Raw genomic sequence first — 12,329 nt, forward strand, 5'->3', positions numbered from 1 at the left:
TTTCATTTCAGCTCCGGCGCAGCAGGCGCTGGCGCGCCACCCAGGCCTGGCCCAGGCTCAGGCCGCCGTCGTTGGGCGGCAGCTGCTCCGCGGTCAGCGGACGCAGGCCGGCCTGCTCCAGCAGCGGCAGCAGTTGCGCCATCAACTGGCGATTGCCGCAGCAGCCGCCGGCCAGCGCCACGATGCGGGTGCCGGTGGTGCGCGCCGCCTTGATCGCCCAGTCCGCCAGCGCGGCGGCCAGCGTGGCGTGCCACAGGCTGGCGATGGCCTGGTCGTCGTCCAGCCCGCAAAGATGGCGCGCCAGCGGCGTCAGGTCCAGCAGATTGGCGCGGGTGCGCCAGCCGCCGGCCAGCGGCTCGGCCGGTCCGGCCTGAGCCTCCAGTCTTTGCGCGGCTTCGCTTTCGAAGGTTTCCACCCCGCATTGGCGGGTCAGGCCGGCGATGGCGCCGAACCAGCGGCCCAGGCTGGTGCTGTCCTGGCAGTCGCGGCGGATGGCGAGCTGCTTCTCCAATTGCTGGGCGCCGGGCTGGGCCGCCAGCCGCGGCGGCAGCGGTCCCAGTTCCAGGGTTTGCCACAAGGCCACGGCCAGCTTCCACGGCGGCAGCCGGCTGCGTCCCACGCCGGGCAGCGGCAGCGGCGAGATGTGGCCGATGCGCTCGCAGCTGTCGCCGTCCACCAGCATCATTTCACCGCCCCAGGCGCCGTTGTTGTGGCCCAGGCCGTAGCCGTCCAGCGCCAGGCCCAGCGCCGGCTCGGTCACGCCGTGTTCGGCCAGCACCGCGCCCAAGTGGGCGTGATGGTGCTGAACCCTGATCAGCGGCACCTCCCATTGCTTGGACAGGTGTTCGGCCAACAGGCTGGAGTAGGTGCCGGTTTCCAGATCGCAGGCCACCGCCTGCGGGGCGACGCCGGTGAGGTCGAGCAGATGGTCGGCCGCCTGCTGCAGCGCCTCGCAGGTCAGCGGATGGTTGAGCGCGCCGATGTATTGCGACACGAAGGCGTCCTTGCCGCGCAGCACGGTGGCGGTGGCCTTCATATAGGCGCCCAGCGCCAGCACCGGCGGGCCGTCCAGCGCCAGCGGCACCGGGTCCGGCACGAAGCCGCGCGCGCGGCGGAACAGCAGCGGCCGCCGCCGTTCCAGCGACACCACGCTGTCGTCGCAACGGGTGACGATGGCGCGGTTGTGCAGCAGGAAGACGTCGGCGACCTGGTTCAGCCGTTCGCGCGCTTCCTGGTTGCCGGTGACGATGGGCTCGCCGGACAGATTGGCGCTGCTCATCACCCACAGCCGCGAGCAGGGCTGGCGCAGCCAGCTGGCGCCGCCCGGGCGGCCCAGCGCTTCGTGGAACAGCAGCCATTGCAGCGGGGTGTAGGGCAGCATCACGCCCAGCGCGGACAGGCCGGGGGCGATGTCCGGCAGCAGCTGGTCGGCTTCGGGCTTCTTGTTCAACAGCACGATGGGGCGTTCCGGCCGCTGCAGCCAGGCGGCTTCTTCCTCGCTGACGTGGCAGAGCGCGCGGATGGATTCCACGTTCAAGGCCATGATGGCCAGCGGCTTGCCGGGGCGATGCTTGAGTTGGCGCAGCCGCGACACCGCCGCCGGGCTGGCCGCGTCGCAGACCAGATGGAAGCCGCCCAGGCCTTTCATCGCGATGCTGCGGCCCATATTGAGGATTTGCACCGCGCCGACGATGGGGTCGCCGTTCAGGCTTTGGCCGAAGCGGTCGGTCAGTTGCAGCTTGGGGCCGCACACCGGGCAGGCGGTGGGCTCGGCGTGAAAGCGGCGGCTGTTCGGGTCCAGGTATTCCTGGCGGCAGACCGGGCACAGCGGAAAGGCCAGCATGCTGGTGTTGGCGCGGTCGTAAGGCAGCCGGTGGGTGACGGTGTAGCGCGGCCCGCAATCGGTGCAGTTGATGAAGGGAAAGCGGTAGCGGCGGTCGCCGGGGGTGAACAACTCCTCCACGCAGCGCGGACAGGTGGCCACGTCGGCCGGCAGCCGGGCGTGGGTGACCGCGCCGCTGCTTTCTTCTATTTGAAAGCGTTGTTCGGCGTCGCGCAGCGGGATGTCGCGTTCTTGCAGCGCGTCGATGTGCGCCAGCGGCGGCAGCCGGGTTCGCAGCGCTTGCCGGAAGGCGCTCAGCGCCTGCGGTTCGCCCTGCAGTTCCAGCGTCACGCCTTCGCCGCTGTTGCGGACAAAGCCGGTGAGGCCGCATTCGCTGGCCGTGCGCCAGATGAAGGGACGGAAGCCGACGCCTTGAACCCGGCCCTGAACCGATAGGTGGATGCGTTGTTGGCTCATGGTGCTTGTGTCGCTGTGTGGGTGGTAGGGCAGGTCATGCGCAATGCCGCCAGTCCGAGAGGCCGTTCACGATCCGCTGCGCGGTGAGTGCTGCGTTGGGAATGCCGATGTGCTAAGCATGCATTCCGCTGTCTCCGCCGCAACGCCTGGTCCCGCTCCGGCTTGAGGGATCGTCAACAGGCTCTTAGAGGTTTTGCTGCGATGCGCAATACCTTTGTCATTTCCTTGGCGAATTTAAATTCGCCGATTCTGTTGCCAGCCTAGCAGCGCTCCCCGGTCTCGCGCTTTGTCCTAGATCATGTATATGAGTATTTGACGATTTACTGAATGCAAAGGGAATGCGCTGCGGGAGGGCGGGGCGGGAGCGGAGCGGAGATCTCGGGTCTCGACGCCGCTGCGGGGCGGGGCTGTTGCAATCCGACTACATGACGGCGGTTTGCATCGTTATAATGCCATTTGGAATTTTTACGTGAACAGCCCGGCTTGGATTGTTAATGTATTACTTAAAACAGTGTATAAAAGAAATCTCTAGCCCTGACATCCTGGCGTGCGCGGCGGATACGCCGCTGGCGGAAGCGGCGCGGCGCATGTTGCTGGCGGGCTGCGGCTCCATTGTGGTGCAGGACGAAGCGGGACGGCCGCTGGGGATTTGGACCGAGGCCGACGCGCTGGCGCTGGACCGGCTGGACGGCGCGGCCGGCATGCGGCCGGTGGGCGGCGCGATGAGCGCGCCCTTGGTGGTGCTGCCGCATGATCTGCCGGTGAGCGAGGCGGTGGCGCTATTCCGCGAGCGCGGCATCCGGCATGCGCTGGTGGAACAGGCCGGCAAGCCGTGCGGCGTGGTGTCGCTGACCGATATCGTATTGAGTCAGGGCAGCGAATCCTTTCTGGGCGTGCGGCGGGTGGCGGCGGACCGCGCGGCGCCCTTGTGCCAGCTGGGGGCGGCGGACTCGCCGGAGCAGGCGCTGGCCCTGATGCGGCTGCAGGGCGCCACCGCCTTGGCGGTGCGCTTCGATAACGGCGACTACGGCATCCTGACCCTGCGCGACCTATTGCGGCTGCTGGCCGAGGGGCGCGCGCCGGCGACCTTGGCCGAAGCCTGCTCCTGGCCGCTGTTGGGCGTGCGCGACGGCAGCAGCCTGTTGCAGGCCAGGCAGTTGATCCTGCAGCACAAGATCCGTCATCTGGCGGTGTACGACGCCGACGGCGTTCTGCTGCAGCTGCTGGGTTTTCGCGACATCATCCAGATGGTGGAGCAGGAGTTTCTGCAGGAATTGCACTCCGCCTTGCGCGAGCGAGACGACGCGCTGCTGCATTCGCGGCGCAGCTTGTTGCTGGCGGACAAGGTGTTCGAATCGACGCTGGAAGGCATCCTGATCACCGACGGCAACGGGGTGATCCAGATGGTGAACCCGGCGTTCAGCCGCATCACCGGCTACAGCAGCCAGGAGGCGCTGGGCCGCACGCCCGCCTTGCTCAAGTCCGGCCGACAGCCGGCGGATTTCTACCAGAAGCTGTGGCAAAGCCTGAAAGAGAGCGGAGTCTGGCAAGGCGAGGTGGTCAACCGCCGCAAGGGCGGCTTGCTGTATACCGAGCACCTTAGCATTACCGCCATCCGCGACGCGGACGGCGAATGCCTGCATTACGTGGCGGTGTTCTCCGACATCACCCAGCGCAAGCAGTCCGAGGAGCGGCTGCATTTTCTGGCCAATCACGACGCGCTGACCGGCTTGCCGAACCGGACGCTGTTTCTGGAGCGCTTGCAGGAGGCGATAGAGCGGGCGCCGCCGACCCAGCTCCAGTTCGCCTTGTTGTTCGTCGATCTGGACCGCTTCAAGCTGGTCAACGACACCCTGGGCCATCACGCCGGCGACGAATTGCTGGTGCGCATCGCCTCGGTGCTGTTGCAGCACGCGCCGCCGCATTCCACCGTGGCCAGGCTGTCCGGCGACGAGTTCATCCTCTTGCTGCCGACGGTGGAACGGGTCACCCAGGTGGCGGCGCTGGCGCAGCAACTGCTGGACGGCGTCACCGAGCAGTCCGGCCTGACCGGCCACGAACTGTTCATCTCGGCCAGCATAGGCATCAGCATGTATCCGGAGGACGGGGTCAGCGCGGACGCCCTGTTGGTGAACGCGGACTCGGCGATGTACCAGGCCAAGGAGCGCGGCAAGAACAATTTCCAGTTCTACACCTCGGACATGAACGCGCGGGCGATGGAAAGGCTGAAGCTGGAGTACAGCCTGCACCGCGCCTTGGCCCAAGAGGAACTGGAAGTGTGGTATCAGCCCAAGGTGGAGTTGGCCACGCGGCGGGTGGTGGGGGCCGAGGCCTTGCTGCGTTGGCGTCATCCTGAGCTGGGCCTGATGGCGCCGGCCAAGTTCATCCCCATCGCCGAGGACGGCTCGCTGATGGTGCCGATGGGCGAATGGGTGCTGGACACCGCTTGCCGCGACTGGGCGCTGTGGCGGAGACAGGGCCTGACCCCGGGGCGGATCGCGGTCAATGTGTCCGGCCGCCAGCTCAAGTACGGCAGCTTCGCCGACACGGTGGCGCACACGCTGCGCCGACATGGCCTGGATAGCGGCGAACTGGAGCTGGAAATCACCGAGAGCGTGGCGATGGACGAGGACTGCGGCATGGTGGAAGCCTTGCAGCGGCTGCGCGAGCTGGGCGTCTATCTGTCCATCGACGATTTCGGCACCGGCTATTCCTCGCTGTCCTATTTGAAGCGGCTGCCGGTCAAGGGCTTGAAGATAGACCGCTCCTTCATCATGGACTTGCACCATGACGGCGACGACGCCGCCATCACCCGCGCCATCATTTCCATCGGCCGCAGCCTGGGCCTGGAGTTGGTGGCCGAGGGGGTGGAGCTGGAGTCGCAGCGGGACTTCCTGTTGCAGCAGGGCTGCCGTTTGGGCCAGGGTTATCTGTTCAGCAAGCCGCTGCCGCGAGCCGAATTCGAGGCGTTGTTGGCGGCGCGGGCATGAAAAACGGCGCCCATGGCGGGCGCCGTTGTCTTCCTGCGGCGGAGGGTAAACCGGGGCTTAGCCGCCGATCTTGTCGCGGCCGCCGAAGTAAGGCCGCAGCACGGCCGGAATGGTCACGCTGCCGTCGGCGTTCTGGTAGTTTTCCAGCACCGCCACCAGGGTGCGTCCCACCGCCAGGCCGGAGCCGTTCAGCGTGTGCACCAGCTGGTTCTTGCCGTTTTCGTCCTTGTAGCGCGCCATCATGCGGCGGGACTGGAAGGCCTCGCAGTTGGAGCAGCTGGAGATTTCGCGATAGGTGTTCTGCGCCGGCAGCCAGACTTCCAGATCGTAAGTCTTGGCGGCGCCGAAGCCCATGTCGCCGGTGCACAGCGTGATCACGCGGTAGGGCAGTTCCAGCGCCTTGAGGATGTTCTCGGCGTGGCCGACCATGTCTTCCAGCGCGGCGTAGGAGTCTTCCGGCTTCTCGATGCGCACCATCTCCACCTTGTCGAACTGGTGCTGGCGGATCATGCCGCGGGTGTCGCGGCCGTAGCTGCCGGCTTCCGAGCGGAAGCAGGGCGAGTGCGCGGTCAGTTTCAGCGGCAGCTCCTCGGCCTTGAGGATGCTGTTGCTGACGGTGTTGGTCAGGGTGATTTCCGAGGTGGAGATCAGGTACTGGTCCACATTGCCTTCTTCGCCGCCCTTGGTCACCTTGAACATGTCTTCGGCGAACTTGGGCAGTTGGCCGGTGCCCAGCAGCGCGCTGTCGTTGACGATGTAGGGGGTGTAGTGCTCGACGTAGCCGTGATCGCCGGTATGGGTGTTCAGCATGAACTGGGCGATGGCGCGGTGCAGCCGGGCGATGTCGCCCTTGAGCACGGTGAAGCGCGCGCCGGACAGCTTGGCGCCGGTGTCGAAATCCAGGCCCAGCGGCGCGCCCACGTCGACATGGTCTTTCACTTCGAAGTCGAACTGGCGCGGCGCGCCCACGCGGCGCACTTCCACATTGTCGTTTTCGTCCTTGCCCGCCGGCACCGATTCGTGCGGCAGGTTGGGGATGGACATCAGCCAGGCGTCCAGCTGTTTTTGCACCGCGTCGAAACCTTGTTCGGCGGCTTTCAATTCGTCGCCCAGCGTCGCCACTTCGGCCAGGATGGCTGACACGTCTTCGCCCTTGCCCTTGGCCACGCCGATCTGCTTGGAGGAGGCGTTGCGCTTGGCTTGCAGTTCCTGCATGCGGGTTTGCAGGGATTTGCGTTCGGACTCCAGCTGGTTGAAGGCTGCGGTGTCCAGGGTATAGCCGCGGCCGGCCAGACGGGCGGCGACGGCTTCGATGTCGTTGCGAAGCAGATTGATGTCGAGCATGGTTAGGTTGGTCCTGTTTCTTTCACTTATTCGGAGTCTTGCCGGGCGTCGTCGTCGAGCTGACGCAGGAAATCCAGCTTGTCCCTTATTTTGCTTTCCAGTCCGCGCGGAGTCGGCTGATACCAGCGCATGTCTTCCAATCCTTCCGGCAGATAGGTCTCGCCGGCGGCGTAGGCATGGGGTTCGTCATGGGCGTAACGGTATTCGTGGCCGTAGCCCAACTCCTTCATCAGCCGAGTGGGCGCATTGCGCAAGTGTACCGGCACCGGCCGGGATTTGTCCTGCTTGATGAAGGCGCGGGCCTCATTATACGCCTTGTAGCCGGCGTTGCTCTTGGCGGCCACGGCCAAATATAGCGCGGCTTGAGCCAGCGCAAGTTCGCCTTCCGGGCTGCCCAGGCGCTCGTAGGTGGCGGCGGCGTCGTTGGCGATCTGCATCGCGCGCGGATCGGCCAGGCCGATGTCCTCCCAGGCCATGCGCACCAGCCGGCGCGCGAGATAGCGCGCGTCGGCGCCGCCGTCCAGCATCCGCGTCAGCCAGTACAGCGCCGCGTCCGGATTGGAGCCGCGCACCGATTTGTGCAGCGCGGAGATCTGGTCGTAGAAGTCGTCGCCGCCCTTGTCGAAGCGGCGCGCGTTGACGGTCAGCACTTCGGACAGGAAGTCGCGGTCTATCTGACCGGTCTTGCGCGCGTAGGCGGCGGTGCGGGTCTGTTCCAGCAGGTTGAGGAAGCGGCGGGCGTCGCCGTCGGCGTAGCCGGTCAGGGTGTCGATGGCGGCGTCGTCGAAGCTCAGCCCCTCCAGCGCGCCGTTGGCGGCGGCGCGTTCGAACAACTGGCGCAGCTCTTCTTCGTCCAGGCTGTTGAGCACATAGACCTGGGCGCGGGACAAGAGCGCGGAATTGACCTCGAAAGAGGGGTTTTCCGTCGTGGCGCCGATGAAGGTCAGCAGGCCGGATTCGACGAAGGGCAGGAAGGCGTCCTGCTGGCTCTTGTTGAAGCGGTGCACCTCGTCGACGAACAAGATGGTGTGGCGGCCGGAGCGCTGCAGCGCGGCGTGCGCGCGCTCCACCGCCTCGCGGATGTCCTTGACGCCGGAGAACACCGCCGACAGCGGGATGAATTCAGCGTCGAAGCTGGCGGCGAGTATGCGCGCCAGCGTGGTTTTGCCTACGCCGGGCGGGCCCCACAGAATCATCGAGTGCGGGGTGCTCGCTTCCACCGCCAGCCGCAGCGGCTTGCCGGGGCCGATCAGGTGCCGCTGGCCGATCACCTCGTCGAGGCGGCCGGGACGCAGCGCTTCAGCCAGCGGTTTTTTCGGTTCATTGGCAAACAGATCGTTCATGGCGGGGTTCTGCGGCGGGGAAAATCAAAGCGACAGTATATCAGTTGATCCGTCGGGCGCGGCTGCCGCGCGGATTTGTTGCGGTGCAAAAAATCTGGCGAGGACGGGGGATTGCTGGCAAATTGTTTCCATCGTCATGAGACGGGGAACAAGGGGGATAAACAATGCAAGCCATGGATACCGGCCGCCTGATTCTGCGGCCCTTCGACGAAAACGACCTGGACGCTTTTTACCGGCTCGGCACTGTGGCCGAGGCCATCCGCTATGTCGGCAATACGCCCTTCGGCTCGCGCGAACAGGCTTTGCAAGCGATGCGCGACGGCCCGCTGGCGGACTACGAAAAACACGGTTTCGGCCGAGTGGCCTGCGTGTGGAAGGACAGCGGCGAGGTGATCGGCTTCAGCGGCCTGAAATACATGGCGGCGGTGGACGCGGTGGAGCTGGGCTATCGCTTTCTGCCCGAGTACTGGGGCCTGGGCCTCGCCACCGAGTCCGGCCGCGCCTGTCTGCGTCTGGCGCGGGACGTCTACGCGCTGGATAGGCTGGTGGGCTTGGTGCACCCCGACAACGCCGGGTCCGCGCGCGTGCTGGGCAAACTGGGTTTCGCGGTGGAGGGTAGGGTGAGTTTGGACTTCATTCCGGACACGCCGGTGGAGGTATTCGCCAGGCGCTTGCTGGCCGACGAGGCCTTGTGAAGCGAGCGCTCGAAGATCTGACCCGAATTCTGCAACCCGCCGCGCCGGCGGGTTTTTTCATTGGGCGCCGCCAGGGTGGAGTCTGGCGGTTTTGCCGAATTTGACGCGCGTCAAATGCGCTCGTGGTTGCGCATGACATGGGTGAAATCTGATGCATAGAATCTCGCCGTGATAATTTTTTTGTCATCGCCATGAAACTGCATCTAGACGCCGAAGTGCTCGCCGACTTCGTATCCGCCCTGTTGGGGCCGGACAGCGAGGTGGCGGTGCACGATCTGTCCAATCCCAGCGCTTCGCTCAAAATCATCCGCAACGGGCATGTGTCCGGCCGCAGCGTCGGCGCGCCGGCCACCGATCTCGCCTTGAGCATGGCGCGGGAGTGTTCCGGCAAGGGCGGCGAGGATTACCGGCTGAACTACCGCAGCAAGACCAGGAGCGGCGTATCGCTGCGCTCGTCCACCCTGGTGATCAAGGACGACGCCGGCCGCGCGCAGGCCATGCTCTGCGTCAACTCCGACGACAGCCGCTATAAGCGCGCGCTGGAGGCGGTGCAGGCGCTGCTGCCGGCGGAACTGTCTCACGATCCGCACCAGGAAACGCTGTCGCAGGGTATCGACGATGTGGGCGTGGGCATCATGCAAAGCGTGTTGGAGCAATACGCGATCGATCCGGCGCGCTTGTCCGGCGATGAAAAATTGGAGGCGATCCGGGAATTGAATCAGCGCGGCTTGTTTTCCGTCCGCGGATTTGTCGGCAAGGCCGCGCAGGCGCTGGAGATTTCCGAGCCCACGCTTTACCGCTATCTGAAGCAGTGTCGTGACTGAGGGCTTCTGATTCGCGTCCGTCGTCCCTTCCCGCGCTGTTGGCGCAGCGCGGCGGGGACATCCAAGCATCCGGTTGGCGCCGGAGCGCTTGGGACAGCAATGAAACCACTAAAGGATCAACGAGTATGGACATCACCCAGGTGGGCGTCAAGCCCAGGGCAAGCGCTGCCGAGCGCGCGGGAATGAGCGAGGCGGAGTGGCGGGAGGCGGTGCGTTTCGACGGCATCGACCGCGGTTGGGTCGTGATGAGCATAGGCATGGCGATAGGCGCCGGCATTGTGTTCCTGCCGGTGCAGGTGGGGCTGATGGGCTTGTGGGTTTTCCTGTTGTCGTCCGTCATCGGCTATCCGGCGATGTATCTGTTTCAGCGCCTGTTCATCAATACCCTGGCGGAGTCCCCCGAGTGCAAGGACTACCCCAGCGTGATCAGCGGCTACCTGGGCAAGAACTGGGGCATTTTGCTGGGCGCGCTGTACTTCATCATGTTGGTGATCTGGGTCTTTGTGTATTCGACCGCCATCACCAACGACAGCGCCTCCTTTCTGCACAGCTTCGGCGTCACTGAGACCTTGTTGTCCGCCAACCCCTTCTACGGCCTGGGCCTGATCTGTCTCTTGGTGGCGCTGGCCTCCCGCGGCGAGCAACTGCTGTTCAAGATTTCCACCGGCATGGTGTTGACCAAGCTGGGCGTGGTGGCGGTGCTGGGCCTGGCCATGGTGTCGGAATGGAAGCTGGTCAATGTGGGCGCTTTCCCGTCCGTGGGCAGCCTGATCAAGGACGCCATCATCATGCTGCCGTTCACGCTGACCTCCATTCTGTTCATCCAGAGCCTGAGCCCGATGGTGATTTCCTACCGCGCGCGGGAAAAGTCGCGCAAGGTGGCGCAATACAAGGCGATGCGGGCGATGAACATCGCCTTTGGCATCCTCTTCGTCACCGTCTTTTTCTATGCGGTGTCCTTCACTCTGGCGATGGGGCATGAGCAGGCGGTCAAGGCCTCGCATGAAAACATCTCGGCCCTGGCCATGGTGGCCAGCAGCATGCCGGGCGATATGGTCAAGCTGTTCAGCCTGATCCTGAATATTTTCGCGGTGATGACCGCGTACTTCGGCGTTTATCTGGGCTTCCGCGAGGCCTGCCAGGGCCTGGCGATGAATCTGCTGCGCCGGGCGATGCCGGAGGAGCGCATCCGTCCGGATTGGGTGGCCAAGGGCATCATGGTGTTCACCGTTTTGCTGTCCTGGGGCGCCATCGTGCTGAACGCGCCGGTGCTGAGTTTCACCTCGATCTGTAGCCCGGTCTTCGGCCTGGTGGGCTGCTTGATCCCGGCCTACCTGGTCTACCAAGTGCCCTTCCTGCACAAATACAAGGGCGGCGCGCTCAAGATCATCATCGCCACCGGCCTGCTGTTGTGCGTGTCGCCCTTCCTGGCCTTCTCCTGAATTTCCGCCGCCGTTCCATTTTGCGGGCGGCGGCAAGATTTTGATTTAATTTGATTGGAAAGCGTAATCACCATGTGTACATCGACTCTCAACACCGATCTGTGGCCGAAGTTCGTCAAGGCGGCGCGCGCGGAAGTGGCGCCGGCGCTGGGTTGCACCGAGCCGATTTCATTGGCCCTGGCCTGTGCCATCGCCGCCAAGACGCTGGGCCGCGCGCCTGAGCGCATCGAGGCGCGGGTATCGCCCAATCTGATGAAGAACGGCATGGGCGTGACCGTGCCGGGCACCGGCGCCGTGGGCCTGCAGATCGCCGCCGCGGTGGGCGCGCTGGGCGGCGACCCGGACGGCAAGCTGGAGGTGCTCAAGGGTTTGAGCGGCGAAACGGTGGACGCGGCCAAGCGCATGCTCGCCGAGCATCGCGTGACGCTGAGCATCGCGGACGTGCCCAACATCCTCTATTCGGAAGCCCGGGTTTTCGCCGGCGAGGAGACGGCCCGCGTCTGCATCGCCGATTCGCACACCCATGTGGTGCTGATCGAACGCAATGGCGCGGCGTTGTTCCGCGCTGAACTCGAGACCTCCGGCCAGGCCGGCGCCGCGTACGACTTTTCCGACGCGACGGCGCGGGATGTCTACGACTTCGCCACCCAGGCGCCGTTGGAGACCATGGACTTCATCCACGAGGCGGCCACCTTGAACGAGGCGCTGTCGCGGGCGGGCATGGGAGGGCAGTTCGGCCTGCATATCGGCGCGACCTTGCACAAGCAGGTGAGCGCCGGCTTGCTGTCGGATAATCTGCTGACCCGCATTCTCACCCGCACCACGGCGGCGTCCGACGCCCGCATGGGCGGCGCCACCCTGCCGGCGATGAGCAATTCCGGTTCCGGCAACCAGGGCATCGCCGCCACCATGCCGGTGGTGGTGGTGGCCGAGCACGTCGGCGCCGACCGGGAAACCCTGACGCGGGCGCTGATGCTGTCTCACTTGATGGCGATTTACATCCACGCCCGCTTGCCCAAGCTGTCCGCGCTGTGCGCGGTCACCACCGCGTCCATGGGCGCGGCGGCGGGCATGGCCCATCTGTTGGGCGGCGGCTACGCGGTGGCCGGCATGGCCATTTCGAGCATGATAGGCGACCTGGCCGGCATGATCTGCGACGGCGCGTCCAATAGCTGCGCGATGAAGGTGTCCACCTCGGCCGGCTCTGCTTACAAGGCTGTGTTGATGGCCTTGGACGGCGTGTGCGTGGCCGGCAGCGACGGCATCGTCGAGTGCGAACTGGACGCCTCCATCGCCAACCTGGGCAAGCTGGCCAGCCAGGGCATGGTGCAGACCGATGTGCAGATTCTGAAAATCATGATGGACAAGCAGGCGGCCGCCGCGAACTGATGC

At 65.3% G+C, this 12,329-nt stretch carries 8 protein-coding genes; 5 read left to right on the top strand and 3 right to left on the bottom strand.

The features are described from left to right. Window positions 1-7: 7 nt before the first annotated feature. Window positions 8-2,299 carry a carbamoyltransferase HypF gene (gene hypF, locus ACODSD_RS11205; RefSeq protein ID WP_107798635.1) on the bottom strand — a complete coding sequence of 764 codons (2,292 nt, stop codon included), beginning with the start codon at window positions 2,297-2,299 and terminating at the stop codon, window positions 8-10. A gap of 494 nt (window positions 2,300-2,793) precedes the next feature. On the opposite strand from hypF, the gene ACODSD_RS11210 reads away from it, so the two are divergent. After that, window positions 2,794-5,289 carry an EAL domain-containing protein gene (locus ACODSD_RS11210; protein WP_488877413.1) on the top strand — a complete coding sequence of 832 codons (2,496 nt, stop codon included), beginning with the start codon at window positions 2,794-2,796 and terminating at the stop codon, window positions 5,287-5,289. 57 nt (window positions 5,290-5,346) lie between these two features. On the opposite strand, the gene serS is transcribed toward ACODSD_RS11210, so the two are convergent. Beyond that, on the bottom strand, window positions 5,347-6,633 hold the full coding sequence (gene serS / locus ACODSD_RS11215; RefSeq protein WP_107798636.1) for a serine--tRNA ligase: 1,287 nt from the start codon (window positions 6,631-6,633) through the stop codon (window positions 5,347-5,349). Window positions 6,634-6,659: 26 nt separating this feature from the next. Beyond that, on the bottom strand, window positions 6,660-7,976 hold the full coding sequence (locus ACODSD_RS11220) for a replication-associated recombination protein A (RefSeq protein ID WP_227104292.1): 1,317 nt from the start codon (window positions 7,974-7,976) through the stop codon (window positions 6,660-6,662). A gap of 164 nt (window positions 7,977-8,140) precedes the next feature. Here ACODSD_RS11220 and ACODSD_RS11225 point away from each other — a divergent pair, with 164 nt between their 5' ends. The 4 genes from ACODSD_RS11225 (at window position 8,141) to ACODSD_RS11240 (ending at window position 12,326) form a co-directional block, all read left to right on the top strand. Then, on the top strand, window positions 8,141-8,671 hold the full coding sequence (locus ACODSD_RS11225) for a GNAT family N-acetyltransferase (protein ID WP_107798638.1): 531 nt from the start codon (window positions 8,141-8,143) through the stop codon (window positions 8,669-8,671). A gap of 191 nt (window positions 8,672-8,862) precedes the next feature. Continuing rightward, a complete protein-coding gene (locus tag ACODSD_RS11230; RefSeq protein ID WP_235087437.1) occupies window positions 8,863-9,495 on the top strand; it encodes a helix-turn-helix transcriptional regulator in 633 nt (210 codons plus the stop codon). Window positions 9,496-9,620: 125 nt separating this feature from the next. Continuing rightward, the gene (locus tag ACODSD_RS11235; RefSeq protein ID WP_488877414.1) at window positions 9,621-10,937 is read left to right on the top strand and encodes an SLC5/6 family protein; all 1,317 of its coding nucleotides are present in this window, start codon (window positions 9,621-9,623) and stop codon (window positions 10,935-10,937) included. Between the two features lie 72 nt (window positions 10,938-11,009). Then, complete coding sequence (locus ACODSD_RS11240; RefSeq protein WP_488877415.1) at window positions 11,010-12,326, top strand: L-cysteine desulfidase family protein; 1,317 nt, start codon at window positions 11,010-11,012, stop codon at window positions 12,324-12,326. Window positions 12,327-12,329 lie beyond the last annotated feature (3 nt).

The organism is Chromobacterium sp. FG22 (assembly GCF_057809415.1).